This window comes from Kitasatospora sp. cg17-2 (genome assembly GCF_054031055.1).
In genome coordinates, this window is the sequence record NZ_CM132923.1 from 3,294,637 (window position 1) to 3,320,022 (window position 25,386).

The 25,386-nt window shown below is 74.3% G+C and carries 21 protein-coding genes and 2 riboswitches; of the genes, 6 read left to right on the forward strand and 15 right to left on the reverse strand.

The window, feature by feature from the left end; genetic code table 11:
* Positions 1-254: 254 nt before the first annotated feature.
* The gene (locus ACW14Y_RS13455; RefSeq protein ID WP_456986831.1) at positions 255-2,657 is read left to right on the forward strand and encodes a calcium-binding protein; all 2,403 of its coding nucleotides are present in this window, start codon (positions 255-257) and stop codon (positions 2,655-2,657) included.
* 66 nt (positions 2,658-2,723) lie between these two features.
* Here the strand turns inward: ACW14Y_RS13455 and ACW14Y_RS13460 are convergent, their stop codons facing one another.
* From ACW14Y_RS13460 to ACW14Y_RS13480, 5 genes are all read right to left on the reverse strand, one after another.
* A complete protein-coding gene (locus ACW14Y_RS13460; RefSeq protein WP_456986833.1) occupies positions 2,724-3,488 on the reverse strand; it encodes an endonuclease/exonuclease/phosphatase family protein in 765 nt (254 codons plus the stop codon).
* 164 nt (positions 3,489-3,652) lie between these two features.
* Positions 3,653-4,597 carry an ROK family glucokinase gene (locus ACW14Y_RS13465; protein WP_266268921.1) on the reverse strand — a complete coding sequence of 315 codons (945 nt, stop codon included), beginning with the start codon at positions 4,595-4,597 and terminating at the stop codon, positions 3,653-3,655.
* A gap of 192 nt (positions 4,598-4,789) precedes the next feature.
* On the reverse strand, positions 4,790-5,149 hold the full coding sequence (locus ACW14Y_RS13470) for a DUF5304 family protein (RefSeq protein ID WP_456986835.1): 360 nt from the start codon (positions 5,147-5,149) through the stop codon (positions 4,790-4,792).
* Positions 5,150-5,429: 280 nt separating this feature from the next.
* A complete protein-coding gene (locus ACW14Y_RS13475) occupies positions 5,430-6,602 on the reverse strand; it encodes an ArsA family ATPase (RefSeq protein WP_456986837.1) in 1,173 nt (390 codons plus the stop codon).
* A gap of 35 nt (positions 6,603-6,637) precedes the next feature.
* Positions 6,638-7,093, reverse strand: a complete 456-nt coding sequence (locus ACW14Y_RS13480) for an SRPBCC family protein (protein WP_266268925.1) — start codon at positions 7,091-7,093, stop codon at positions 6,638-6,640.
* A gap of 337 nt (positions 7,094-7,430) precedes the next feature.
* Here ACW14Y_RS13480 and ACW14Y_RS13485 point away from each other — a divergent pair, with 337 nt between their 5' ends.
* Complete coding sequence (locus ACW14Y_RS13485; protein ID WP_380390230.1) at positions 7,431-9,224, forward strand: AMP-dependent synthetase/ligase; 1,794 nt, start codon at positions 7,431-7,433, stop codon at positions 9,222-9,224.
* Between the two features lie 72 nt (positions 9,225-9,296).
* Here the strand turns inward: ACW14Y_RS13485 and ACW14Y_RS13490 are convergent, their stop codons facing one another.
* Complete coding sequence (locus ACW14Y_RS13490) at positions 9,297-10,433, reverse strand: glycosyltransferase family 4 protein (protein WP_380302503.1); 1,137 nt, start codon at positions 10,431-10,433, stop codon at positions 9,297-9,299.
* Positions 10,434-10,687: 254 nt separating this feature from the next.
* Here ACW14Y_RS13490 and ACW14Y_RS13495 point away from each other — a divergent pair, with 254 nt between their 5' ends.
* Complete coding sequence (locus tag ACW14Y_RS13495) at positions 10,688-12,112, forward strand: glycosyltransferase 87 family protein (RefSeq protein ID WP_380302501.1); 1,425 nt, start codon at positions 10,688-10,690, stop codon at positions 12,110-12,112.
* 33 nt (positions 12,113-12,145) lie between these two features.
* Here ACW14Y_RS13495 and ACW14Y_RS13500 read toward each other — a convergent pair whose 3' ends face one another.
* From ACW14Y_RS13500 to ACW14Y_RS13525, 6 genes are all read right to left on the reverse strand, one after another.
* Complete coding sequence (locus ACW14Y_RS13500; protein WP_380302499.1) at positions 12,146-13,045, reverse strand: hypothetical protein; 900 nt, start codon at positions 13,043-13,045, stop codon at positions 12,146-12,148.
* Positions 13,046-13,329: 284 nt separating this feature from the next.
* Complete coding sequence (locus ACW14Y_RS13505; RefSeq protein ID WP_380302497.1) at positions 13,330-14,394, reverse strand: C40 family peptidase; 1,065 nt, start codon at positions 14,392-14,394, stop codon at positions 13,330-13,332.
* Positions 14,395-14,647: 253 nt separating this feature from the next.
* A complete protein-coding gene (locus tag ACW14Y_RS13510) occupies positions 14,648-15,817 on the reverse strand; it encodes a C40 family peptidase (RefSeq protein WP_380436580.1) in 1,170 nt (389 codons plus the stop codon).
* Between the two features lie 10 nt (positions 15,818-15,827).
* A riboswitch (cyclic di-AMP (ydaO/yuaA leader) is annotated at positions 15,828-15,984 on the reverse strand.
* 339 nt (positions 15,985-16,323) lie between these two features.
* Positions 16,324-17,367 (reverse strand): C40 family peptidase, encoded by a 1,044-nt coding sequence (locus tag ACW14Y_RS13515; protein ID WP_380302493.1) that lies wholly within the window; start codon positions 17,365-17,367, stop codon positions 16,324-16,326.
* A gap of 212 nt (positions 17,368-17,579) precedes the next feature.
* Complete coding sequence (locus tag ACW14Y_RS13520; RefSeq protein WP_380302516.1) at positions 17,580-18,881, reverse strand: NYN domain-containing protein; 1,302 nt, start codon at positions 18,879-18,881, stop codon at positions 17,580-17,582.
* Positions 18,882-19,226: 345 nt separating this feature from the next.
* Positions 19,227-19,499, reverse strand: coding sequence for a hypothetical protein (locus tag ACW14Y_RS13525; RefSeq protein WP_380302491.1), 273 nt, complete (start codon positions 19,497-19,499; stop codon positions 19,227-19,229).
* Positions 19,500-19,700: 201 nt separating this feature from the next.
* Between ACW14Y_RS13525 and ACW14Y_RS13530 the strand changes: the two genes are divergently transcribed.
* Positions 19,701-20,552: a rhomboid family intramembrane serine protease gene (locus tag ACW14Y_RS13530; protein WP_380302489.1), complete on the forward strand. Its 852-nt coding sequence runs from the start codon at positions 19,701-19,703 to the stop codon at positions 20,550-20,552.
* Positions 20,549-20,830: an Lrp/AsnC ligand binding domain-containing protein gene (locus ACW14Y_RS13535; protein WP_030391503.1), complete on the forward strand. Its 282-nt coding sequence runs from the start codon at positions 20,549-20,551 to the stop codon at positions 20,828-20,830. The genes ACW14Y_RS13530 and ACW14Y_RS13535 overlap by 4 nt, the downstream gene beginning before the upstream one ends.
* Before the next feature lie 65 nt (positions 20,831-20,895).
* On the opposite strand, the gene ACW14Y_RS13540 is transcribed toward ACW14Y_RS13535, so the two are convergent.
* The 3 genes from ACW14Y_RS13540 to ACW14Y_RS13550 form a co-directional block, all read right to left on the reverse strand.
* On the reverse strand, positions 20,896-22,260 hold the full coding sequence (locus tag ACW14Y_RS13540) for an aminotransferase class V-fold PLP-dependent enzyme (RefSeq protein ID WP_456986843.1): 1,365 nt from the start codon (positions 22,258-22,260) through the stop codon (positions 20,896-20,898).
* A gap of 54 nt (positions 22,261-22,314) precedes the next feature.
* A riboswitch (SAM riboswitch) is annotated at positions 22,315-22,432 on the reverse strand.
* A 107-nt stretch (positions 22,433-22,539) separates the two neighbouring features.
* Positions 22,540-23,616 carry an anthranilate phosphoribosyltransferase gene (gene trpD / locus ACW14Y_RS13545; protein ID WP_380302484.1) on the reverse strand — a complete coding sequence of 359 codons (1,077 nt, stop codon included), beginning with the start codon at positions 23,614-23,616 and terminating at the stop codon, positions 22,540-22,542.
* Between the two features lie 161 nt (positions 23,617-23,777).
* Entirely contained in the window at positions 23,778-24,203 is a 426-nt protein-coding gene (locus tag ACW14Y_RS13550; protein ID WP_266310860.1) for a hypothetical protein, read from the reverse strand.
* A 396-nt stretch (positions 24,204-24,599) separates the two neighbouring features.
* On the opposite strand from ACW14Y_RS13550, the gene ctaE reads away from it, so the two are divergent.
* A complete protein-coding gene (gene ctaE, locus ACW14Y_RS13555) occupies positions 24,600-25,220 on the forward strand; it encodes an aa3-type cytochrome oxidase subunit III (protein WP_266268940.1) in 621 nt (206 codons plus the stop codon).
* Positions 25,221-25,386 lie beyond the last annotated feature (166 nt).

The window sequence follows — 25,386 nt, forward strand, 5'->3', positions numbered from 1 at the left end:
CTCCTCGGGGTGGAGTTCGGCGACCAGTGGGTGCAGTGGCGCCCGGACCTGCCGGGCCACCGCGGAGCGCGACCCGAAGCTGTGTGCCGATGCCCCGGGACCGGGCACCCCTCGTACACGAAGGGACCCGTCCGGGGTGGCGGGTGCGCGGTGCACCCGTGAGGCGACGCCGCCTCCGCGAGGACCTCGGCACGAGGACCACCGGACCAGGGGTCGGCGTGACGACGAGGAGACTCGAAGTGGACCGTTCGCCCATGTCCAAGTCCGAGCCCAAGCCCGGGTCCAGGCCCGGTCCCGGTTCCGGGCCGGGATCCGGTCACGGAACCCGCAGGTGGCCGGGATCAGCCCGGCTCGGCGCGGCCGCGGCCGCCGGCCTGCTGCTCGCACTGGCCGTCCCCGGGGCGGCACTCGCCGCACCCGGCGACCTCGATCCGGCCTTCGGCACGGGCGGGAGGACGACCACCGACTTCGGCGGCGGGGGCGACGAGGCCCGCGGCGTCGTCGTCCAGCCGGACGGCCGGATCGTCGTGGCCGGTTACGCGGGCGCCGGCGACGACTTCGCCCTGGCCCGGTACAACACCGACGGCTCGCCGGACACCGGCTTCGGCACCGGCGGCAAGGTGACGACGGACTTCGCCGGCGGCTCGGACGAGGCCCGCGGCCTCGCCCTCCAGGCCGACGGCAGGATCGTCGCGGTCGGGCGCAGCGAGGTGCCCGAGGGCGGCGTCGGCTGGTTCTCGGTGGCCCGGTACAACACCGACGGCTCGCTGGACACCGGCTTCGGCACCGGCGGCAAGGTGACCGTCGACTTCGGCACCGGCGGCGCCGACGACGCGTTCGGCGCGGCGGTGCAGGGTGACGGGCGGATCGTCGTCGCGGGTCTGACGGGGGGCGACTTCGCGCTGGCCCGGCTCAATGCCGACGGCAGCCTCGACAGCGGCTTCGACTCCGACGGCAAGGTCATCACCGACTTCGACGGCGGCGCCGACGCGGCCCGCGCCGTGGCGGTGCAGAGCGACGGAAGGATCGTCGCCGCCGGGTACACCGGCAGCGGCGGCGGCAACTACGACTTCGCTCTCGCCCGGTACACCGCGAGCGGCGCCCTGGACCCCGGCTTCAGCGGCGACGGCAAGGTCGCCACCACGTTCGGCGGCGTCGAGTTCGCCCACGCGGTGGCCCTGCAGCCCGACGGGAAGATCGTCGCCGCCGGGTACACCGGCAACGATTTCGCGCTGGCCCGCTACAACAGCGCCGGCAACCTCGACGGCGGCTTCGACACCGACGGCAAGGTCACCACCGACTTCGGCGGCAGCGAGGCCGCCTACGGCGTCGCGGTGCAGTCCGGCGGCGCGATCGTCGCCGTCGGCTCCACGGCGTCGGGCGGCGCCAGTGACTTCGCGCTCGCCCGCTACACCCCGAGCGGCGCCCTGGACACCGGCTTCAGCGGCGACGGCAGGACCACCACCGACTTCGGCGGGGGCTTCGACCAGGCCCTCGGCACCGCCGTCCAGGCGGACGGCCGGATCCTCGCGGCCGGCTTCAGCAACGGTGACGCGGCCCTCGCCCGCTACGACGGCGCGGCCGGCACGCCGACCGGGGTCGACCTCTCGGTCACCAAGACCGGTCCCGCCACCGTCACCGCCGGCGGCCAGGCTCCGTACACCGTGACGGTCACCAACAACAGCGCCGCGGCCGCCACCGGCGTGACCCTCACCGACTCGCTCACCGGCCCGGGCACCGTGGTCTCGGCCACCCCGGGCCAGGGCAGCTGCACCACCACCGCGACCACCGCCAACTGCGCCCTCGGCACCCTCGCCGCCGGCGCGAGCACCACCGTCACGGTCACGGTCCGCACCACCGGCGCGGGCACCCTCACCGACACCGCCACCGTCGGCGCCACCCAGAGCGACCCCGTCCCGGCCGACAACACCGCCACCGCCACCACCGCGGTGAGCGCCCCGACCGGTGTCGACCTGGCCGTCACCAGGAGCGCCCCGAGCACCACCAGCATCGGCGACACCCCGGCGTACACCGTGACGGTGACCAACCGCGGCACCGGCCAGAGCGCCACCGGCGTCTCCCTCACCGACTCGCTCACCGGCCCGGGCACCGTGGTCTCGGCCACCCCGGGCCAGGGCAGCTGCACCACCACCGCCACCGCCGCCAACTGCGCCCTCGGCACCCTCGCTGCCGGCGCGAGCACCACCGTCACGGTGACCGTCGAGCCCCGGGCCACCGGCACCCTCACCGACACCGCCACCGTCGGCGCCACCCAGAGCGACCCCGTCCCGGCCAACAACACCGCCACCACGAACACCGGCGTCAACAACGCCCACGGCTGCACGATCATCGGTACCGCCAACGGCGAGACCCTGGTCGGCACCGGCGGCAGCGACGTCATCTGCGCCCTCGGCGGCAACGACACGGTCAACGCGGGCGGCGGCAACGACACCGTCTACGCCGGCTCGGGCAACGACACGGTCGACGGCGGGTCCGGCAACGACACGCTCCTCGGCGGCCTCGGCAACGACCGGCTGACCGGTGGCATCGGCAACGACTCGCTCAACGGCGGCCCCGGCACCGACACCCTGAACGGCGGCTCCGGCACCGACAGTTGCACGGCGGCGGCGGGCGACACCGTCATCAGCTGCCCGTAGCACTCCCCCGGCAGTGCGCACCCGCGCGGCGCGGCACCCGGGAGGGTGCCGCGCCGCGCGGGCGTGTCAGCGGTCGGTGGGACCGGCCCCCGGCGCGGGCAGGCGGAGCACGGCCAGGACCGGCAGGTGGTCGGTGGCGGCCAGCAGGTCGGCCCCGGTGACACCGGGCAGCCCGTGCGGGACGCCGCAGGCCAGCACCTCGATGTCGGGGGTGGCGAAGACGGCGTCGAGCCGCTGGTAGGGGTTCTCCGGCACGGAGGTCATCTCGCCGCCCCAGGGGGCCACCGTGTACCCGTCCTGGAGCCGCTCGGCCAGCGACCGCCAGCCGGGCCCGTCCGGGTGCTCGTTGAAGTCCCCGGCGATCACGCCCGGGCCGGCGTGCCGCAGTTGTCCGGCGAGCAGTCCGAACTGCCGCAGCCGCTCGTCCGCGTCCAGGCTGAGGTGGCAGCTGGTGACGGTGAACGGCGCCGCGCCGGCCACCTCGACCAGCGCGGTCGCGAAGCCGCGCGCGTGCAGCCCCCTGGTCTTCGGCAGCAGCCGGTCGTGGACGGCCCGCGCCCGGACGCCCGGCCGGCCGAGCAGCAGCGGCCCGGCCGCGATCCGGCCGCCGCCGCTCAGCACCACGGTGCCGGTCGCCCGGGCGAGCCAGGCGGCCTGCCCCTCGGGGCGCCAGTAGCGCGGCGACTCCTGTACGCAGACGAGGTCCGGCTCGCAGGCCCGGACCACCCGGGCGAGCGCCCGCCGGTCGTCCCGCAGGGAGCGGACGTTGTAGCTGAGCAGCCGGAGCCGGCCCGGTGCGGGCGGCGGAAGTTCGGCCGGTGCGGTGGTCATCGGTGGTCCTCCCCTGGGCGTCCCGGACGACGCTACCGCCCGGACCGCCGGGCCCGCCGACGGCGCGACACCGCCCGGCGGAGCGACACCTCCCGACGGAGCGGGAACGACGGCGGCCCGGTCCGCGCGGGACCGGGCCGCCGTCGGCGGTGCGGGGGGACGGGTCAGACCGTGCGGGCCAGGTCGGCCGCGCCGGCGATCCCGGCGGCCGAACCGGTGGAGGCGAGCACCACCTCGGCGCGCGGGCGGTGCACCCCGCCCGTCAGGTAGTGCTCGAAGGCCTTGGCGACCGGGTCGAGCAGCAGTCGGCCGGAGTCGGAGACACCGCCGCCGAGCACGAAGACGGCCGGGTCGAAGAGCGCCGCGAGGTCGGCCATCCCCCGGCCCAGCCAGTCGGCCAGCTCGGCGTAGCACTCCAGGGCGAGCGGGTCGCCCTCCTCGGCGGCCTGGGTGATGTGGATGCCGCGGATGGTCTCGGCGACGCCGTCGTTGAGCTCCAGCATCCGCTTGCCGCGCACGGTGTCCTCGGCGGCGCGCTCCCGCCCGTACCGCCGCAGGGCGCGGCCGGAGCCGTACTGCTCCCAGCAGCCCCGGCCGCCGCAGCCGCAGGGCAGGCCGTCCGGGACCATGTTGAGGTGGCCGATCTCGCCGGCCACGCCGAACCGGCCCCGGTGCAGCCGGCCGTCCAGGACGAGGCCGCCGCCGATGCCGGTGCCGACGGTGATCAGCACCATGTCACTGTGGCCGGCCGCGGCACCGAAGCGGTACTCGGCCCAGGCGGCGCAGTTGGCGTCGTTCTCGACCACCGCGGGCAGGCCGGTCAGCTCCTCGACCCGGCCGCGCAGGGGCTCGTCCTCCCAGTCGATGTTGGGGGCGAAGATCACCGTCGAGCGTTCGCGGTCGACGAAGCCGGGGGCCCCGATGCCCGCCGCGGTCACCTCGGGGTACTGCTCCTTGAGTTCGCGCACGGCCTGCGCGATGGCGTCGACCGCCCACTGCGGGTCGGCCGGGGTGGGCACCCTGGTCCGGGCCAGGATCTCGCCGGCCTCGTCGACCACGCCTGCCGCGATCTTGGTCCCGCCGACGTCGACGCCGATGGTCAGAGCCATGTGTCCCTCAGCTATTCACTCGTTCCCGCTGGACGGAACGCTACCGCCCAACCAAGCCCCCGTACACACCGTCGCATACATTAACCGAAGACAATCCGCACCCGACCCGGCCGAGCCCCTTCAAAAGTCGTACATTTTCACCGGTGGCATCACAGGGTGAAGCCAGGACGTGACCCGGAGGGGATCAGGGGTTCACTGCTTGGCGGACGGTCCCTCAGCTGCGTCGTCGAGGTCCACCCGTTCGGTGCGGGTCGGCTCCCCGGCGGTCCAGCGGTGCTCGTGCCCCGCGACCGCGGCCCGGTAGGCGGCCAGCAGCTCGGCCCCGGCGGCGGCCAGGCCGGTACCGGCGGAGGCGAGGTGGTCGTACACCTCGGGCTGCTTCTCGCGCAGCCGGTCGGCCAGCCCGGCCAGCGAGATCAGCGTCTCGGCGCTCGCCTCCTGGGCCTTCTCGCCGACGACGGAGGCGAACCGGCGCACCTCGTCCACCAGCGGGCCCAGTTCCGGCCCGAACGGGTGCTCGGCGGTGGGCTCGGTCCGGTCGGTGGTGGTCATCGCGCGCGCCTCCTCAACAACGGTGCCCGCGCCCGCGGCCACCCGCCCCGACGCTACCGGACCCCGTTGGGCCTCCCGCACGGAAGGCGAGCGGGCGACCACTGCCCCGAGCCCCACGCCCCGAGCCCCACGAAGAAGGCGAGCGGGCGACTCCCGCCCCGAGCCGAAGGGGCGCGCCGGTGCCGAAAGGGAGAGCGCGAGGAGGCCCCTGAGGAACGAAGGGGCATCGGAGCGCCGACCGTCGGCACCGGACAGGAGCGCCCCGGAGGCGAGCGGGCGACTATCTCGGCCAGAGAGCCGGGTCCGGCGCGAAGCGGATCGCCAGCACCCCGTCCTGCAGGCCCGCGCCCGCGACCGTGCAGCGCCGCAGCGCCGACGGCAGGGCCAGCACCCGGCGGTGCGCGCCCAGGCCGACCACCAGCTCGTCCCCGCGCCGGACCAGGTCGAGGTCCTCCCGCGCGGCACCCGGCAGTTCCAGGCGCCAGACCAGCAGACCGTCCGCGGCCCGCCGGTCCTCGACGGTCCACGCCTCGGCGGCCCGCGCCTCCGGGCCGGCCCCGGTGCCGTAGAGGCGGTCGGCGACGGCCTCCAGGGTGGCCTCGGCGGGCCCGGTGGTGAGCAGCGGGACGTCGTCCAGGGTGGCGGCCAGCGCGGTCAGCTCGTCCCGGCGGCGCCCGGCGAGGGCGGCCAGCCACGGGTCGGGCGAGTCGGTGGCGGCGTCCGGCAGCACCCCGTGCACCACCACGGCGTCCGGGCGGTGGCCGTGCAGGGCGAGGCCGGCCCGGATCCGCCGCAGTTCCGCGAAGGGGTGGGCGTCGGCGGCGGTGACCAGGCGGACGCTGGTGCCGGGAGCGGTGATCGCGGCGCGGGCCGCGGCGAGCGCGCCGGCGGCCTTGGCGCGCGTCTCGTACAGCCAGTCGGCGGGCATCGGGACCCCGGCCAGGCCGGCCAGCAGGGGACGCAGGGCCCGGGCGGCCTGGCGCTGCTCGGGGACGAGCCGGGCCAGGTAGCGCTCCAGCTGCTCGGGCAGGGCGAGGGTGGCGATCAGATCGGCGGGCGGCGGGGCGAGCACCACCAGGACGTCGGCCTCGACGGCGGGCAGGGCCCGGAGCAGGGCGAGCCGGGCGGTGCCGGGGAGCGCGGTGAGCTCCTCGGGGTCGAGCGGGTCGGCGCCGAGCAGGTCGAGCGCGGGCTTGAGTCGGCCGCCGATCTCGTCGAGCGCGTGCCGGAAGGCGGCCTGCTCGTCGGTCCTGGCGACGGCCAGGCCGGGCGCGTACCCGGCCGGCTCGGCCTCCAGCCGGACGCCGAGGACGGCGTCCAGGGTGCGGTGCGGGTCGTCGGCCGCGAGGAGCAGGGTGCGCCGGCCCTGCCGGGCGGCGTGCAGGGCGGTGGCGGCGGCCACCTCGGGCGCCGCCGGGTCGCCGCTGACCAGGATGGTGCGTGTCGCCGTCATGCCGTGCCGCCCCTGTCCGTCCGCGCCGCCGGGCCTCAGAGCGCCTTGCCGGCGGCGGTGTCCTCGACCCGCTTCTTCAGGCCGGCCAGGGCGCGGTCGATGATGACCTTCTCGGCCTTGCGCTTGATCATGCCCAGCATCGGGATCTTGACGTCCACCGCGAGCTGGTAGGTGACCTCGGTGCGGTCGGCGCCGAGCGGGGCCAGGGTGTAGGAGCCGTCGAGCGAGCGGAGCATCTGGCTGCGCACCAGGGTCCAGGCGCACTCGCGGTCGCCGTCCCAGGTGTAGGCGAGCACGTGCTCGTCGCGGATGGCGCCGGCGTCGAGGACCAGCCGGACCTGGGCGGCGCGGCCGTCCTCCGCCGTCTCCAGGACCTCGATCTCCTTGACCTCGCCGGTCCAGGCCGGGTAGGCGGCGAAGTCGGCGATCACGGCCATGACCGTCGCCGGGGTCGCGTCGATGGTGATGCTCGACCTGGTGTGCTCCGCCATGGAATGGCCCTCCGCGTCGTCCCGTGCTGGTCCGGCCGAGCCTGCTCGGCCGGGTGCGCCCGGAGCAGGCTATCGCGCCCCGCGATCCGGCCGGTCCTTCGGTGCGCCCCGGGGCGCCCGGGTGCGCCCCGCCGCAGGAGCACACGGTCCGTGGCCGACGGCTACCGGCCGGTCACCTCCGGGCTGTCGTAGGGTGCCATTCGAACGACCCGGTCCCGACCTGGTCGGACGGGTCAAGGTGTGACACTTCGAACACCGGAGCCGACCCCCCTGGTCGAAGCTGCCTACCGGGCAGTAACGTCCTGCCGTCCCGCAGCGTCGCGAACGAGGAGCAGTCTTGCTCGACTTCAGCCTTCCGGCCCTCTACCAGGTACCGAGCGGCGGTAACCTCTCCGACCTCGTGCAGCAGAACGCCGAGCGGCACCCCGATGTCGCGGTGCTCAGCCGCAAGGTGGACGGCCAGTGGCAGGAGTTGACCGCCGCCCAGTTCCAGGTCGAGGTGCGGGCGGCCGCGAAGGGCCTGATCGCCGCCGGTGTCGAGCCGGGCGACCGGGTGGGCGTCATGTCCCGCACCCGGTACGAGTGGACGCTGCTGGACTTCGCGATCTGGACGGCCGGCGCGATCACCGTGCCGGTGTACGAGACCTCCTCCGCCGAGCAGGTCGAGTGGATCCTCGGCGACTCCGGGGCGGTCGCGGTGTTCACCGAGACCGCGACCCACACCGCGGTGGTCGCGGACGTCCGGGACCGGCTGCCGGAGCTGCGGCACACCTGGCAGATCGAGGGCCCCGCGCTCGCCGCGCTGGCCGAGTCGGGCCGCGAGGTCGCCGACGCCACCGTCGAGGAGCGCCGCTCGACGGCCGGCCCCGACTCGATCGCCACCATCGTCTACACCTCGGGCACCACCGGCCGCCCGAAGGGCTGTCAGCTGACCCACGGCAACTTCATGGCCGAGTGCGGCAACGTGGTGGAGCGCCTGGCCCCGCTGTTCCGCACCGGCGAGAGCTCCGTCCTGCTCTTCCTGCCGCTGGCCCACGTGCTCGCCCGGATCGCCGAGATCGCCCCGGCGATGGCCCCGATCAAGCTCGGCCACGTCTCCGACATCCGGGACGTCACCGCCGAACTGGCCGCCTTCCGGCCGACGCTGATCCTGGGTGTGCCCCGGGTCTTCGAGAAGGTGTACAACACCGCCCGGGCCAAGGCGCAGGCCGACGGCAAGGGCAAGATCTTCGACAAGGCCGCCGACACCGCGATCGCCTACAGCCGGGCGCTGGACGCGGGCGGCGCGGGCCTGCTGCTCAAGCTCAAGCACGCCGTCTTCGACAAGCTGGTCTACAGCAAGCTGCGGGCCGCGCTCGGCGGCCGGGCCACCCACGCGATCTCCGGCGGCGCCCCGCTCGGCGAGCGGCTCGGGCACTTCTACCGGGGCATCGGCTTCACCGTGCTGGAGGGCTACGGCCTGACCGAGACCTGCGCGGCCACCGCCTTCAACCCGTGGGACAAGCCGAAGATCGGCACGGTCGGCCAGCCCGTCCCCGGCGCCGCCGTCCGGATCGCCGAGGACGGCGAGGTGTTCTTCAAGGGCCCGCACGTCTTCACCGGCTACTGGAACAACCCGCAGGCCACCGCCGACACCCTGAAGGACGGCTGGATCGCCACCGGGGACATCGGCTCGCTGGACGACGAGGGCTATCTGACGATCACCGGCCGCAAGAAGGAGATCATCGTCACCGCGGGCGGCAAGAACGTCGCCCCGGCCGTGATCGAGGACCGCATCCGGGCCCACGCCCTGGTCGGCGAGGTCATGGTGGTCGGCGACCGCAAGCCCTTCGTGGCCTGTCTGATCACCGTCGACGAGGACTTCTTCCCGAACTGGAAGCAGCTCAACGGCAAGCCCGCCGGCGCCTCGGTGGCCGACCTGCGCGAGGACCCGGACCTGCTGGCCGCCCTCCAGCAGGCGGTGGACGACGGCAACGCGGCGGTCTCGCAGGCCGAGGCGGTGAAGAAGTTCCGGCTGCTCGACACCGTCTTCTCCGAGGAGAGCGGCCATCTGACGCCCTCGCTCAAGCTCAAGCGCAACGTCGTGCTGAAGGACTACGCGGCCGACGTCGAGGCGATCTACCGCAAGTAGGACCCGCACGCACGCACGCGGCCCGCTCCCGGACGTCCGGGAGCGGGCCGCGTGCGCGTCGGGCCCGGGCGCTCAGCCCGCCAGCAGCGAGGTCAGCCGCCCGGCCAGCAGGTCCCAGCGCCAGGAGCGGTCCACCCAGCGCCGCCCGGCCTCGCCCATCCGCCGCCGCAGCTCCTCGTCCCGCAGCAGCCGGACGATCCGCTCCGCCGCGGCCGAGGGCGTGCCGCCCGGCACCACGTAGCCGGTCTCGCCCTCCAGCACCGCGTCCGGCGCGCCGCCGGAGTCCCCGGCCACCACCGGCAGGCCGGTCGCCGAGGCCTCCAGGTAGACGATGCCGAGCCCCTCGACGTCCAGTCCCCCGCGCCGGGTGCGGCAGGGCATGGCGAAGACGTCGCCGGCGCCGTAGTGCGCGGGCAGCTCCTCCCAGGGCACCGAGCCGGTGAACCGGACGGCGGAGCGCACGCCCCGGGCGTCCACCAGCTTCTCCAGCTCCGCCCGGTACGGGCCGCCGCCGACGATCAGCAGTACGGCGTCCGGCACCTCGGCGAGGATCTGCGGCATCGCCTCGATCAGGGTGTCCTGCCCCTTGCGCGGCACCAGCCGGGAGACGCAGACCACCACCGGGCGGTCCGCCAGCCCGAGCCGCTCGCGCACCGCGGCGCCGCCGGAGTCCGGGTGGAAGGTCCGCTCGTCCACGCCGGGCGGCAGCTGCGCCATCCGCGCGGCCGGCTCCGGGCCGACCGCGGCGGCGATCCGGGAGCGGGTGTACTCGCCGAGGTAGGTGAGCACGTCGGTGCCCTCGCCGATCCGGCGCAGCAGCTGCCGGGCCACCGGCAGCTGGGCCCAGGCGGCCTCGTGCCCGTGGGTCATGCCGAGCAGCCGGCCGGCCCCGGCCCGGCGCAGCGCGGGGGCCATCAGCCCGAGCGGCGCGGCGGCGCCGAACCAGACCGAGTCGCAGCCCTCCGCCCGCAGGATCTCGGCGGCCCGCCGGGTGACCCGGGGTGTGGGAACCATCACCTTCGTGCGGTCCCGGACCACCGGGAAGGGCTGCTCGGCGTCGAAGCGCGCGACCTCGGTGCCGTCGCGCCAGGTGGAGGCGTACACCACGACGCTTCCTGCGGGCTGACGGACGGCCATGTTGTGCACGAAGGCCTGGATACCGCCGGGCCTCGGCGGGAAGTCGTTGGTGACGATCAAGGTCTTGTGCATCAGGCCACGGCTCGCTCGGTCGGGGGGTGCTCGGTGTACCGCTGGGTGATCCGTACGATAGGTCAACACGACGACCCGCCGGGAACGGATCCACGCAAGGCAACCGTTCCCTCCCCGGGTCTGTCCTAGGACAAGGGTGGTCGGCGTGTCCGGCCCGGCCCCGCGGTGGCGGCCGGTCCCGACCCGCCCGGACTGCCCGGGCGTCCGTCGCGCGGCGCCGCCGACGGAACGTCCGAGACGAACGAGGGAGCGTTGTGGAGTTGGCCCCGGCCACCGAGTCCGGTACACCCAGCGGCGCCGAGGGCTCCGGCACGGCGCTCGCCGTCCGCCGCGAGCCCGTGCAGCGCACCACGCGCCCCTCCGGCCGTTCCGGCGCGCTGCTGGCGCTCGGCGCGAGCTGGGTGGCCACCCGGACGTTGCTGATCCTCCTGGTGACCGGCGTACTGCGGATGCCCGGCGGGGACATCACCGCCGACGTCTGGCTGATCTACCACGGCTGGTACGGCGTGCTGCAGACCGGCACCTTCCCGCTGGACGACGTCACCTGGCAGTACCCGCCCGGCGCCGCCCTGGTGATCCTGCTGCCCGGCCTGCTGCCCTGGTCGTACCTGGTCTCGTTCTGGGTGATCTGCGGCATCGCCGACGCGCTCGCGATGGGCCTGCTGGTCCGCACCGGGCTGCGCAAGGGCCGGGCCCTGACCGGTGCCTGGGTCTGGGTGGCCGGCGTGCCGCTGCTGGGCCCGATGATCTACAACCGCTACGACGTGATCGTGACCGCGATCGCGGTGGCCGGTCTGCTGGCGCTGATCCGCCGCCCGGCGATCGGCGGCCTGCTGCTCGGGCTCGGCGGCATCGTCAAGATCTGGCCGCTGCTCGGCCTCATCGGCACCCCCTCCGGCCGCCGCACCCGGCGCTCCTGGACGGCCGCGGCCGCCACGACCGCCTCGATCGGCTTCCTGCTGGCCGCGGGGATGAACGGCGCGTTCGAGTTCCTGACGTTCCAGAAGGACCGGGGCATCGAGGTGGAGTCGGTCGGCGCGCTGCCGATCCACTTCGCCCGGATCGCCGGGAGCTGGGACGGCAAGGTGATGATGAACTACGGCTCGGTCGAGATGCTCGGGCCGTGGGTGCCGCTGGTCAGCAAGGTGATGCTGGCCGGGACCGTGCTCGGCTTCGGCTGGCTGCTGCTGTGGCGGTTCACCGCCCGCCGGCGCAACGCCGCCACCATGTACGACGCGGCGCTCGCCGCGCTGCTGATCTTCACCGTGACCAGCCGGGTGATCAGCCCGCAGTACCTGGTCTGGCTGGTCGGCGCGGCGGCGGTCTGCCTGACCGTGCGCGGCACCAGCCAGCGGCCGGTGGCGCTGCTGATCCTGGCCGCGACCCCGCTGACCCTGGTGGAGTTCCCGCTGGTCTTCGGCGACGTGGTCGCCAGCAGGCCCGGCGCGATCGCCGTCCTGACCGCGCGCAACGTGCTGCTGCTGGTCGCGACCGTGCTGTCCTGCGTCCGGCTCTGGCGCTCGACCCGGCGCACCGACCGGGTCCCGGCCACCGTGGTGATGCCCCGCCCGGAGCCGGTGCCGGCCGTCGCGTTCTCGGTGCGGCCCGGCATCGCGTACGAGCAGGACCTGCTGGACGGCATGGACCGGCCCTCGGCCGCGCCCGGCGAACGACGCTGACCCCGCGACCCCCGCGACCCCGGACCGCTCGGCTCAGCCCGCCAGGGCCCGGACCTCGGCGAGCCAGAGGCGGGTGAACCCGGCCAGCCCGAGGCCCAGCTGCCCCCGGAGCAGCCCGTCCAGCCACGCCTCCCGGTCCGCCCCGGGGGCGGCCGCGCCGACCGCCCGGTAGAGCGCCACCAGGCGCTCCGGGCCGTACCGGCGGGCGATCAGGTCACAGGCCAGCCAGGACTGCTCGTAGGCCTGCGCCAGGCCCTCCCCGCCGGCCGTGAGGGCGGCGTCCGCGGGCAGCGCGGCGGGCAGTCGTCCGGCCGCGACGTCCCGGGCCAGCTCCGGCGCGATCTGCCGGGCCGAGCGGCCGGAGTCGCGGTAGCCGGTCCAGTCGGCGACCCCCTCGGAGAGCCAGAGCGGGGTCCAGGCCCGGGTGTCGGCCCGGGTCGCCACATGCACCGCCTCGTGGGTGACCACCACCTGCCGGCCGAAGTCGCTCAGCCGCGCGTACACCTCGGGGTTGACCAGCACCCGGTCGGCCGGGGCGTGCAGGGGCGCGCCGGGCGCCGAGACGGTGACCGCGGCGAGGTCCGACCAGCCGGGCCGGTCGTCCGCCAGCAGCCGGGCGAACTGTTCCCCCGTGGCGGGCAGTTCGAGCAGCAGCCGACCCGCCCAGGCGGTGCCCCAGAGCGCCTCGACGGCGGACACCGCCCGGTCGCCGACGACGGCCGCCGCCGCGCGCCCGGCCGGACCGGCGCCGTCCGCGCCGTCCACCCCGAGCACCAGGCAGCGCGCCCCGGCGGCGGCCCCGACGGTGCCGAGGTCCCACAGCGGCGGCGGCCCGCCGGCGCCCTCCTCGCGTTCGATCCGCCGACCGCCGGCGGTACGCAGCAGCGTCAGCCGGCGCGGGTGCACCACCGGTTGCTCGTCGTACCCGGTCACCGTGACGGTCAGCTCGGCGGTGGCGGTGGACCGCCCGGACCGGTCGACCGGGCCCAGCAGCAGGTTCCGGTAGCCGGCCCGCAGCGGCAGCGGGGGCGGCCCCGCGCCCAGCGTCCGGGCCCGCTCCGCGAGTTGCGCCGAGACCTCGGCGTACTCGTCCGAGGCCGCCGCGGCGGGCCGCGCGGGGACGGCACCGGGGAGCGACAGCTGGGCGAGGCCGCCGGCCGCGAGCAGCAGGGCGGTGCGCCGGGAGAGGCCGCGGCCGCCGGCGGGGTCCGGGCGGCTCAGAGCCGGATCACCCCCGCGACCGGCATGGCGTTGACGCTCTCGTAGCGCACCCGGGCCCCCGGGTAGGGGGCGTGCACGATCACCCCGCCGCCGGCGTACATCCCGACGTGGTGCATGTCCCGGTAGAAGATCACCAGGTCTCCCGGCCGTGCTTCGGAGATGCTGACCCGCCGGCCGGCGAACGCCTGGGCCTGCGAGGTGCGCGGCAGGGTCACTCCGGCCTGCCGCCAGCTGTAGTACATCAGACCGGAACAGTCGAACGCCTTGGGCCCGGTGGATCCGTAGACGTAGGGCGAGCCGATCATCCGTACCGCGGCGGCCAGCGCGGCGCCGCCGCGCTCGGAGGCGGGCGGGGTGGTGCCGAGGTCGAGCCGGTCGGTGCCGCGGGTGGCGCGCTGCTCGGCCTCGCGGGCGTCCTGGGCGGTGAGCCGGGCGCGTTCGGTGGCGCCGAGGCTGTTGAGCAGCCGCTGCGCCTTGGCGAGCCGCTGCTGGATCTGCTGCTTGCCCTCGGCCAGCGCCCTGCGGGTCTCCTCCAGTTCGGAGAGCTTGGCCGAGGCCTCGGCCCGGCGCTGGTCGAGCACCCGCTGACGGCCCAGCACCTCGTGCAGGGTCTCGTTCTGCCGCTCGGCGGCCTGGTCGAGGGTGCGGGCCCGGGAGAGGTAGCCCTCCGGGTCGGTGGAGAGCATCAGCTGGACGGTCTGCGCCATCCCGCCGCCCCGGTACTCCGCCCCGGCCACCGTGGCGAGGTCGCCGCGCAGCTGGTTGAGCTCGTCCTGGGAGAGGGCGATCTGCTGCTGGAGCGTGCCGGTCTCGTGCTGGAGCCGCTGCTGGGCCTCCTGGGCGGCGTTGAACCGCTCCGAGGCCTGCTCGGCCTCGTCGTAGAGCTGCTCCACCTGGGCCTTGACGTCCTTGCGGTTGGCCGGGGCGTCGGGCGCGCCGGGAGCCGCCTGCGCGGTGCCGCCGGTCGCCACGCCCAGCACGGTGGTGGCCGCCGCGGTGAGCACCAGCGCCCGGGCGAGCGTGTGGACACCTGACAGCGGGGAACGGCGGTGCGCGGTCATCCGACGTCGGCTCCGATCCTGGGCCGGGACCCGCCGCCGCACCGGACCGTGCGGCTGTCGAAGCGGGCGTCCGGTGGCAGACGTTAGCGAGTCGGGGCAACCGTTTCCAAACCCCTCCGAACCCGAATATTCAGTCACCGATCGGACATCAGACCGGTTCGCCCGCCGGAGTTCCCGGTGACCGGGGGAAAGCCGCAGGCCCGGCCTCCCCTCGGGGGAGACCGGGCCTGCGAGGAGCCTGCCGACCCTGGGGTCAGAGGCGCACGATGGTGTTGACCGGCATGTTGGACGCCGACTCGTAGCGGACCGACGCGCCCGGCTTCGGGGCGTGGATGACCTGGCCGCCGCCGACGTAGATGCCGACGTGGTGGCGGTCGCCGTAGAAGATCACCAGGTCGCCGGGCTGGGCCTGGGAGATGTCCGAGCCGATCCGGGTACCGGCGTTGGCCTGCTCCTGCGAGGTGCGCGGCAGCGACACACCCGCCTGGGCGTACGCCCAGCCGGTGAGGCCGGAGCAGTCGAAGGAGTTCGGGCCGGTGGCGCCGTAGACGTACGGGGCGCCGAGCTTGCTCTCGGCGGCGGCGATCGCGGCGGCGGCGCGCGAGCCGTTGGCGGCGGGAGCGGCCGGCTTGGCCGCGGCGGCGGGAGCGGAGGCCGCCGGCGCCGACGCGGGCGCGCTCAGGTCGCTGCGGTTGGTGTCCCGGGTGGCGCGCTCGGCGTCCGCCTTCGCCTTGGCGGCCTTGGCGGCCTCGGCCTTCGCGGCGTCCGCCTTCGCCTTGGCCTCGGCGGCGGCCTTCTCCTCGGCCGCGCGGAGCGCCTGGCGCTCCTGCTCGGTGAGCGTGTTGAGCAGCTGCTGGGCCTTCGCCAGCTTGCCCTGGACCTCGTCCTTCGAGGTCTTCAGCTGCTGGGTGGTGGCCTCCAGCTCGCCGAGCTTGGTCTGGGTCTCGGTGCGGTCCTGGTCGAGCCTGCGCTGCTGCTCCTGGAGCTCCTTCAGCGCGCCGGACTGGGTGGAACCGGCCTGGTTCAGGGCGTCGGCCTGGCTGAGGAAGTTGTCCGGGCTGGAGGACAGCATCAGCTGGACGGTCTGCGATATGCCGCCGGTGCGGTACTGCTCACCGGCGATCTCGGAGAGGCCGCCCTGGGCCTCCGTCACCACGGACTGCTGGCGGGCCACCTTGTCCTGCAGCTCGGCGACCTGCTTCTGCAGCTCCTGCTGCTTGGCCTGGGCGCCGTTGTACTTCTCGGTCGCGACCTCGGCCTGCTCGTTGAGCTGGTCGACCTGCTCCTTGACCTGGTCCTTGGTCGGCGCGGGGTCGGCGTGGGCGCCGGACTGCGCGGAGAGGGCGACGGCAGCGGCGGCCAGACCGGTCATGATCGAGACCCGGGTGCGGCCGGCGGGCTTGGGACGACGATGGGACGCCACGAAGGCGGACTCCTTCTTCCTCATCCGCCTACCGGGTGAGCTGACGGGTTCGGGCGGAAGCGTGCCCTACGACGCCTCACCGTCCGCGCGAGCGGCCGACCTGGCGCCGATTCACCCCGGAGGAACGTGGTTCCCCGGCTCCGCTCCACAGCTGACCCCCGACTGCTGGGTCTGGTTCGGACGGGCACCTGAGGCCCCGCCCGGCTGCTTCGCGAACTCGGCGGCGAACCCCACCGCCACCCAGGCTGGGTGATCGACTGTGCGAGGTTCGAAGCACGACCCTAGTAACAGATCCGTGATCCGTTCAAATCCTTGTCAGAAAAAAGCCAGAAGAATACCCAAGTTCCTTTGTGAATATGACCGAGTGTGATCACATCCCCACATCAGGCTGATCATTTCCACCTGGACGGCCCAACGCCCGACCCAAACCCCAACGCCACCCCCGATCGGGGGTGGCGCTGATCACAGGGGCCGAAAACCGCCCCCGGGGGTGTCGTGGCGGGCCGTCAGACCCGGCGGATCGTGTTGATCGGCATGGCGTCGGCCTTCATCACCTTCACCACGTCACCGGTGTGCGGCGCGTGGACCACCATGCCGTTGCCGATGTACATACCGACGTGGCTGCGGTCGGGGCGGTAGATGATCAGGTCGCCCGGCTGGGCCTCGGCCAGCGAGGAGACCTTGCTGCCGTAGTTGCCCTGCGCCTGCGAGGTCCGCGGCAGCGAGACGCCGGCCTTCCCGTACGCCCAGACCATCAGGCCGGAGCAGTCGAAGGTGCTCGGACCCGTGGCACCCCAGACGTACGGAGAGCCCTGCTTGCCCATCGCGTTGGAGACCGCGGCCCCGGCCATGCCGCTGGCCTGCGGCAGGCTGCCCGGATCGGTGCGCTCGCTGCCGCGCGAGGCACGGTCGGACTGCTGCTGCGCCGCCTTCACGGCCGCGCGGTCGGCGGCGCTGAGCGAGTTCAGCAGGTCCTGGGCGTCCTTGAGCTTCTTGGCGACCTCGGCCTTGGACTGGTTCAGGTCCTTGGTCGTGGTGTCCAGCGAGGCCAGCACGGCGGCCGCCTCGACCTTCTGCTGGTCGAGCCGGCGCTGCTGGTCCTGCAGACCCTTGAGCGCCTCGGCCTGGCTGGAGCTGGCCTGCTGCACGCTGGAGGCCTTGTCCAGGTAGCCGGACGGGTCGGAGGTGAGCATCAGCTGGACGGACGGGTCGATGCCGCCGGTGCGGTACTGCTCGCCCGCCACCTCGGCCAGCCCCGCCTGAAGCTGGGTCATCTGCTCCTGGCCGCGGGCGACCTGGTCCTGGAGCTGGTCCGCCTGCTTGCGCAGCTGGTCGGCCCGCTCCTTGGCGCCGTTGAACCGCTCGGTGGCCTGCTCGGCCTCCTCGTTCAGCTGGTCGATCTGCGCCTTGACGTCGTCCTTCTTCGGGGACGGGCTCGGCGCTGCGTGGGCGGCGACCTGGGCGGAGAGAGCGACCGCGGTCGCAGCGGCCGCGGTGAGCACGGAGACCCGCGCGCGGCTCGGCTGCTTGGGACGGCGGTGGGAGGCCAAAAGGACCGGCTCCTTCTTCCAATGGCCTCACCCGATGGGGTGAGAATCCGGAAAATAGGTTTGACGCCAGACCCTAGTGAAGATCCACGTTTCGCGCCACTCCCACGATTGCCTGAACCTGCCGCCCGCACCCGGACTTCACGAAACCCGCACATGACCGCAATCCCGGCGCTGACCAGCCGTCATGACCGTCGGTGCGCGGCGTCCGGGAGCTACGGTCGGGCCAGCCGGTTCAGCAGCAGCACCGAGGCGACGGGGCGCGCGCCAGCCTTCCGCACGCCGTCCGCCACCTCCTTGTCCGCCGAGACCACCACCACCGGGCGGCCCTGCGGCTCCGCCCGGACCAGTCGGCGGATCAGCTCGTCCGCCGTCTCACCGGTCCGGCTGAACCGCACCCGCACCCCGCGCGGCGGCGCCATGATCACCGGCACGTCGAGGTCCTGGCCGTCGAACACACAGGTGACCTCCGCCTGGGTGCGCTGCGCCAGCATCGCCAGTCCGCCCAGCAGCCGGATCCGCTGCTGCTCCAGCGGCAGCGTCGGGTAGCCCGTCTTGGTGACGTTGTAGCCGTCCACCACCAGATGGACCTGCGGGATCGCCAGCAGCTGGTCCAGCAGCGCCGGGTCGTCCTCGGCCAGCCCGCGCCGGGCCACGTCGTGCGGCGAGGCCGCGCCCGGCACCACCGCCTCCACCAGGTCCGCCGGACGGATCTGGGAGACCGGCAGCGCCAGCTCCCGCTGGAGGCCCTGGGCCGACTGCAGCACGGTGTCCAGCAGCAGCCGCAGCCGCATGTCCTCGACCCCGCGCCCCTCGCGGGCGGAGCGCCGGCCCTGCTCGGCGGAGTTCTCCAGCTCCGTGACCCGGTGCCGAAGCCGCCGCGCCTCCGTCTCCGCGGCGCCGCGCTCGGCCGCCGCCTGCGCCCTGACCGCCTCCAGCTCGGCGGCGACCTTCCGGGTCTCCGCCTGCGCCCGACGGGTGTCGCTCTCCAGCGAACGCAGCCGCCGGCGCAGCGACTCGGCCTCCTTGCGGACGTCCTCCGACTCGGCCCGCTGCCGCTCCAGGTCGGACCGGGCCGTGGTCCGCAGCTCGGCCAGCTCGGCCTGGAGCTTCTCGACCAGCCGGGTCGCCTCGGCGACCGCGCCCTCGGTACCGGCCCGCTCGGCCTCCTCGCCGGCCTCGGCCACCAGCCGGCTCCACCCGGCGGAGCGCACCAGGTAGGCGGCCGCGGCCACGTCCATCGGGTCGGCGGCGCCCGGCACGGTGCCCGCCTCCAGGGCTCTGACCAGGTCCGGCTGCCCCAGCCGCAGCCGCTCCGCTATCCGCACCCGGAAGGCCGGCTCCGCCTCCAGCGCCGCGGCCAGCGCGGTCGCCGCGTACTTGGCCCGGCGGGCGGGGGTGAACTTGGCGTACTGGCGCAGCGACTGGGGCAGTTCGCCGAGCGGCAGACCGCCGAGCGCGTCGGAGGCCAGGCCGACCACCCGTCGGCGCACGCCCTCGGGGAGCGGCCGGTCCAGCGCCTCGGCCGACGCCCCGTCGGCCTCCGGCCCGGCTGCTCCGCCGTCCGCTGCCGCCGGCTCCTCACCGGCGCCGGACTCCTCACCCGCGGGCGCCTCCGCCGGGGCCTCGGTGCCGGAGGGGGCGGCCACGGCCGCGTCCGGCGCCTGCGCGTCCACAGCGGGCTGCCGCCCCTGCGGCCCGGCGGGCTCCTTCGCTGCGTCCACCACGTCCTCGGCTCCGATCCTGGTCCAGCGGGGTACGGCCCTCGGCCGCCACCCCCGTCACACTCCGCGTGTTCTCTCTGTATTGTCCCGTGCGGCGGGCGGCCACGCCGCTCACCGCCCACCGCACGGACCGGGCGGTCAGCCCTGCTCGGGAGCCTCGGCGGCCTCGGCCGCCTCCTCCGCGCCGGGACGGGCGACCAGCTCGACCTGGTCCACGGCGTTGCACCAGCGGCAGCGCACCGACTCCACGGTCTCGCTGAGCACCTGGGTCTCCTCGACCTTGGACTCGCCGGCCAGGTCGAAGTGGAGGAACTCGGTCACCCGGGCGGTCCGGGTCACGTCGAAGCGGGTCAGGTTTCCGCAGAGCGTGCAGCGCCAGCGCGTCTCGGCAGTCAGGGCGGGGACGGTCATCGGGGGTCCTCTCGGGTGGTCCCTGAACGGGCTCGGGCGCTCCCCCCGGAGCCCCGGCGTCGGCGGCGGGAGGCGGGAATGCCCGCCCCAAGCCTATTGCCTGGGGCAACCTTCCCGGCCACCGGCCGAGCACTCCCGGGCGGTAGCCCACCTGCCGTAACCGCGCGGTGCCCGCCCGGCACCGGGGGGATGCTGGAGCCCATGGCGATCCCGGTCCCCCACCCCGGCGCGCACCGCGGCCGACCGGCCGCCGCCGCTCCGGCCGTCTGCTACGCGCTGATCGCGCTGAACACCGCGGTCTTCCTGCTCGGACCGGCCGCGGGGCTCAACCCGCTCTACGGCCGGGACCAGGCCCGGGTCTGCGCCGAACAGCGCTACGAGCAGCGCTGGGGGGCCGTCCCCGCCGAACTCCTGACCGGTCACCCGCTGACCTCGGACCAACTGGCCGAGGCCCCCGAGCCGGTACCCGGCTGCCCGGCCTCGGCCACCCCCGGCAAGCACCCGGCGCTGTCCGTGCTCAGCGCGCTCTTCCTGCACGCCGGCTGGCTGCACCTGCTCGGCAACCTGCTCTTCCTCCACGTCTTCGGCCCGGCCGTGGAGCACCGGCTCGGCCGCCCCCGGTTCCTCCTCTTCTATCTGGCGGCCGGCGCGCTGACCACCTACGGCTTCGCGCTGGCCGAGGCGCACTCGGCGGACTCGACCCGGGTGCTGATCGGCGCCTCGGGGGCGATCTCCGCCGTGCTCGGCGCCTACCTGCGCTTCCACCCGCACGCGCGGGTCACCACGCTCGTCCCGCTGCTGCTCTTCCTGCCGCTGCGGTTCCCGGCCTGGCTGGTGCTGGGCCTCTGGTTCGCGCTCCAGTGGTGGTCGGTGCACTCGGCCGGACCGGGGGTGGCGTACCTGGTGCACGTGATCGGCTTCGGGGCGGGCTTCCTCTACGCCTGCACCCTGGCCGAGCGCCGACCCCGCCGACCCCGCCGCACCCGCCCCCGCGACGGTGCGACCGACGCCCGCTACCCTGGCGGCACCTCACAAAGGAGTACGCCACCGTGATCACCGCCATCGTCCTGATCAAGACCAGCGTCGACCGCATCCCGGAGATCGCCGAGGCGATCGCCGCCATCGAGGGCGTCAGCGAGGTCTACTCGGTGACCGGCGGCTACGACCTGGTCGCGATGGTGCGGGTGCGCCGGCACGACGACCTCGCCGAGGTGATCCCCGGCCGGCTGAACAAGGTCCCGGGCGTGGCGCACACCGAGACCCAGATCGCCTTCCGCACCTACTCCCAGCACGACCTGGAGGCCGCCTTCGCGATCGGCCTGGAGGAGTAGCCCGGCGGAGGCCCGACCGAGCGGAGGCCCGACCGAGCCGAGGCGCGGCCGAGCCCGACGGGGCCTCAGCCCTCCCGGCGGGTGTCCGCGACGCAGCGGCCGCCCTCGTTCCGGTAGCTCCACGCCGCGCCGTCCGTGACCAGCTCGCGGACGGCGGTCAGGAACCGGTCCACGTGCTCGTCCGGAGTACCGGCGCCGAAGCTCACCCGGATCGCGTTCAGGCTGCGCTCGCCCGGCAGCGAGGCCTCCGGCGCGCCGCACTCCGAGGGCGCGGCCTCCTCGTCGCCGAGCAGCGTGCGCACCAGCGGGTGGGCGCAGAACAGGCCGTCCCGCACGCCGATGCCGTACTCCGCGGACAGCGCGGCCGAGAAGTGCGAGCTGTTCCAGCCCCGGACGACGAAGGACAGCACGCCCACCCGGTCGGCGTCGGCACCGAACAGGCTCAGCACCCTGACCTCGGGGACCTCCGCCAGACCGGCCTTCAGCCGGGCGACCAGCGCCCGCTCGCGCGCCTCCAGCGCGTCGAACCCGGCCTCGGTGAGCGCCCGGCAGGCCGCCGCGATCGCGTACACGCCGATGACGTTCGGGGAGCCGGCCTCGTGCCGGGCCGGGCCGGTGTGCCACTGCACGGCCACCGAGCCGTCGGTCTCCCGGGCCACCGTGCGGGTGGCGCCGCCGCCGGCCAGGTACGGCTCGGCCTCGTCCAGCCAGTCGGCGCGGCCGGCCAGCACCCCGGCGCCGAACGGCGCGTACAGCTTGTGGCCGGAGAAGGCGATCCAGTCGACCCCCAGCTCGCGCACCGAGACCCGGTGGTGCGGGGCCAGCTGCGCGGCGTCCAGCACCACCCGGGCGCCGTACCGGTGGGCGGTCCTGGTCAGCTCGGCGACCGGCCAGAGCTCGCCGGTGACGTTCGAGGCGCCGGTGACGCAGAGCAGCTTCGGGCCCTCGGGCGCCTCGGCGAGCGCGGCGTCGAAGGCGGCGACGGCCTCGGCGTGCGAGCGGGGGGCGCGCAGACAGGTGACGGTCAGACCGGCGTGCGCCCAGGGCAGCAGCGAGGCGTGGTGCTCGGTCTCGAAGGCGAACACCTGGGTCCCGGCCGGGACGGCGCCGGCCAGCAGGTTGAGCGAGTCGGTGGTGGCGCGGGTGAAGACCACCTGGTCGCCCTCGCGCAGGTCCAGGAACTCGGCGACGGTGCGGCGGCTCTGCTCGAACAGGTCGGTGGAGAGCTGGGACAGGTAGCCGGCGCCGCGGTGCACGCTGCCGTAGTAGGGGGCGTAGGCGGCGACCTCGTCCCAGACCCGCTGGAGCGCCGGGGCGCTGGCGGCGTAGTCGAGCGCCGCGTAGGCGACCTTGTCACCGTTGGCGAGCGGGACCTCGACGTCGTGGCCGAGAACGGGGAGGGGGGCGAGGAGGTCGGTAGCAACAGACACGGGGATGCACTCCGTCTACGGGTCAGGGACCCCGGGAGTGCGTAGTCATCCGGGTGTCCGCGCTTGCCACGCGGACGGCTCGCCGCACGGCCCGGTCCTCACCCAGGGCACCCCGCCACGGAAGGAGGGTTGCCGGACAGCAAGCTGGGGCTTGTCGCTGTCACTCATGACCTGGCCAAGACTGTAGATCCGGTCCGCCCCCCGGTCAAACAAGGGTCCACATCCCGGACACACGTCGGGGCCCACCGGGAGGATTCCCGATGGGCCCCAACCGCCTTGTCACACCCGGGCGGTGGCCTCCGACCAGTGCTTCAGCAGGTCCCGCGCGGCACCCGAGTCGACGGCCGCCGCGGTACGCCGCATGGCCGCGCCGATCTGCTCGACGAGCGGGGCGTCGGTGAGGTCCAGCGCCACCAGTGCGGCCGCCGAGTTCAGCAGCACCGCGTCCCGGACCGGCCCGTGCTCCCCGGCGAGCACCCGGCGCGCGACCTCGGCGTTGTACGCCGGGTCCGCGCCGCGCAGCGCCTCGATGCCGACCGGCTCGATGCCGACCTCGCGCGGGTCGAACACGGTCTCGGTGACGGCGCCGTCGCGGACCACCCACACCCGCGAGGTGGTGGTGATCGTCAGCTCGTCCAGTCCGTCGTCGCCCCGGAAGACCAGCGCGGTGGCACCGCGCCGGGCGAGCACGCCGGCGATCAGCGCCGCCAGCCGGGTGTCGAAGCAGCCGATCGCGTGCGCCGTCACCCGGGCCGGGTTGGTCAGCGGCCCCAGGATGTTGAACGCGGTGGGCACCCCGAGGTCGCGCCGGGCCGGCGCGGCGTGCCGCATCGACGGGTGGAAGGTCGCGGCGAAGCAGAAGGTGAGCCCGACCTCCTCGGCGATCTCGGCGACCCGGCGCGGCCGGAGGTCCAGGCTGATGCCCAGCTTCTCCAGCACGTCCGAGGAGCCGCTGGACGAGGAGGCGGCCCGGTTGCCGTGCTTGACCACCTTGGCCCCGGCCGCGGCGGCGACGATCGCGGACATGGTGGAGATGTTCACGGTCTTGGCCCGGTCGCCGCCGGTGCCGACGATGTCCACCGCCGGGCCGGGGATGTCCAGCGGCTCGGCGTGCGCGTACATCGAGTCGACCAGTCCGGAGATCTCGTCGACCGTCTCGCCCTTGGCCCGCAGCGCCACCATGAACCCGGCCACCTGCACCGGAGAGGCCTCGCCGCTCATGATCCGGTCCATCGCCCACGCGGTGGCCGAGCGGTCGAGGTCCTCCCCCCTCAGCAGCGCCGACAGGATGTCCGGCCAGGAGCGGACCACCTGCGCGGGGTCGCTACCACCGTTCGCAGGCTGCACGTTCACCATGGCTGACTCCAGCTCTCGCTGCCCCGGCTCACCGGGGAAGGACGTAGGGACGGAGTCAGCCTATCGAGCGGCGGGCCGCCGGGGCTCCGCCGTTCACCCTTCTTCTCTTGTCGTGAGACGCCGGGTGGGACGCGGGGCGGGAGACCGGGCCGGGACCCGGCCTAACGGGCGGCGGGCGCCCGCTTGGCCAGCCGGGCCCGCAGCAGCGTGGCGGCGGCCTCGGCCAGCGCCACCGGGTCCACCGGCTGGGAGATCGCCGCGTCGGCCCGGCTCCAGGCGGCCAGCCAGGAGTCCTGCGGCCGGCCGATCAGCACCAGCACCGGCGGGCAACCGTAGATCTCGTCCTTCAGCTGCCGCGCGAGCCCGAGCCCGCCGGCCGGCACCGCCTCACCGTCCAGGACGCAGAGGTCGACGCCACCCTTCTCCAGCGCCTTGAGCACCGCGGGGGTGGTCGCGCACTCCAGGTAGGCCAGCTCCGGGAGGTCCTCCGCGGGCCGCCGCCCGAGAGCGGTCAGCACCTGCTCACGGGTGGTTCGGTCGTGGCTGTAGACGAGAACGGTCAGCGTCTCGTCGGTCGTGTACGCCATGGGCCCTGCTCCCTCACGTGTGATCCGGACCACGTTCGCCTCTCCCCGGATGCTACTCCCGATCACCGCCCGCCGAGCCCCTCCCGCGCGATCTCTTCGCGACGGCGCCGCGCCCGCGACTGGTCCGGGCGGAGCAGGGCGCGTCACCCCCGCCCGCACGGTCCACCCGTACGGCGGACGAGTGGAACTTCCCCTTACCTCCGGCAACCCCCGGAAGCCCGCCACGACACGCCGGACAGGGCCCGGACGGGCCTTTCGAGCAACCGTCAGAAAAGGGACACGCCGCTGCTCAGCGGCAGTACGGACGCCCCGTCGGGCCCCAGGGGGGCATACCGCACGCACCGGACACTCCGAGGGTGACCCCCCGACGTGAAGACGGAATAAGGGACCGACATAATGTCCGTCGTGGCGACAGCAACAGCAGTAGAAACCGGGCACGCGCACGGATCGGTCAACCGGCCGAACATGGTCAGCGTCGGAACGATCGTCTGGCTCAGTTCCGAGTTGATGTTCTTCGCGGCCCTCTTCGCGATGTACTTCACGCTCCGCTCCGTCAAGGGGCCGGAGTTCTGGACCGAGAAGGCGCACGCCCTCAACGTGCCCTTCTCCTCGGTCAACACCACGATCCTGGTGCTCTCCTCGCTCACCTGCCAGCTCGGCGTCTTCGCCGCCGAGCGCGGGGACGTGAAGAAGCTCCGCTCGTGGTTCGTCATCACCTTCGTGATGGGCGCGATCTTCATCGGCGGCCAGATCTTCGAGTACACCGAGCTGGTCAAGAAGGACGGCCTGTCGCTGTCCTCCGACCCGTACGGCACGGTGTTCTACCTGACCACCGGCTTCCACGGTCTGCACGTGACGGGTGGTCTGATCGCCTTCCTGCTGGTCCTGGGACGGACGTACGCAGCCAAGCGCTTCACGCACGAGCAGGCCACCGCCGCCATCGTGGTGTCGTACTACTGGCACTTCGTCGATGTCGTGTGGATCGCCCTGTTCGCGACCATCTACCTGATCAAGTAACCAGCTGATCAGGTCGCTGGCCACCGGCCTCGGGTCCCGCCCTCACCGGCGACGGCCCGATTTCGCCGGTGGCGACGCTCCCACCGACCGACCGCGCGCGCAGCCCTAGAGAAGGCAGCCTCGTGCCGGCCAGACCGGCCGCCGGGTGCAACCACCAGTCGACCAG

Bases quoted from the DNA above. Each gene is read 5' to 3' on its own strand.
- ACW14Y_RS13455 (WP_456986831.1), top strand. From the start codon at position 255: ATGTCCAAGTCCGAGCCCAAGCCCGGGTCCAGGCCCGGTCCCGGTTCC.
- ACW14Y_RS13460 (WP_456986833.1), bottom strand. From the start codon at position 3,488: ATGACCACCGCACCGGCCGAACTTCCGCCGCCCGCACCGGGCCGGCTC.
- ACW14Y_RS13465 (WP_266268921.1), bottom strand. From the start codon at position 4,597: ATGGCTCTGACCATCGGCGTCGACGTCGGCGGGACCAAGATCGCGGCA.
- ACW14Y_RS13470 (WP_456986835.1), bottom strand. From the start codon at position 5,149: ATGACCACCACCGACCGGACCGAGCCCACCGCCGAGCACCCGTTCGGG.
- ACW14Y_RS13475 (WP_456986837.1), bottom strand. From the start codon at position 6,602: ATGACGGCGACACGCACCATCCTGGTCAGCGGCGACCCGGCGGCGCCC.
- ACW14Y_RS13480 (WP_266268925.1), bottom strand. From the start codon at position 7,093: ATGGCGGAGCACACCAGGTCGAGCATCACCATCGACGCGACCCCGGCG.
- ACW14Y_RS13490 (WP_380302503.1), bottom strand. From the start codon at position 10,433: ATGCACAAGACCTTGATCGTCACCAACGACTTCCCGCCGAGGCCCGGC.
- ACW14Y_RS13505 (WP_380302497.1), bottom strand. From the start codon at position 14,394: ATGACCGCGCACCGCCGTTCCCCGCTGTCAGGTGTCCACACGCTCGCC.
- ACW14Y_RS13525 (WP_380302491.1), bottom strand. From the start codon at position 19,499: ATGACCGTCCCCGCCCTGACTGCCGAGACGCGCTGGCGCTGCACGCTC.
- ACW14Y_RS13530 (WP_380302489.1), top strand. From the start codon at position 19,701: ATGGCGATCCCGGTCCCCCACCCCGGCGCGCACCGCGGCCGACCGGCC.
- trpD (WP_380302484.1), bottom strand. From the start codon at position 23,616: ATGGTGAACGTGCAGCCTGCGAACGGTGGTAGCGACCCCGCGCAGGTG.
- ACW14Y_RS13550 (WP_266310860.1), bottom strand. From the start codon at position 24,203: ATGGCGTACACGACCGACGAGACGCTGACCGTTCTCGTCTACAGCCAC.
- ctaE (WP_266268940.1), top strand. From the start codon at position 24,600: ATGTCCGTCGTGGCGACAGCAACAGCAGTAGAAACCGGGCACGCGCAC.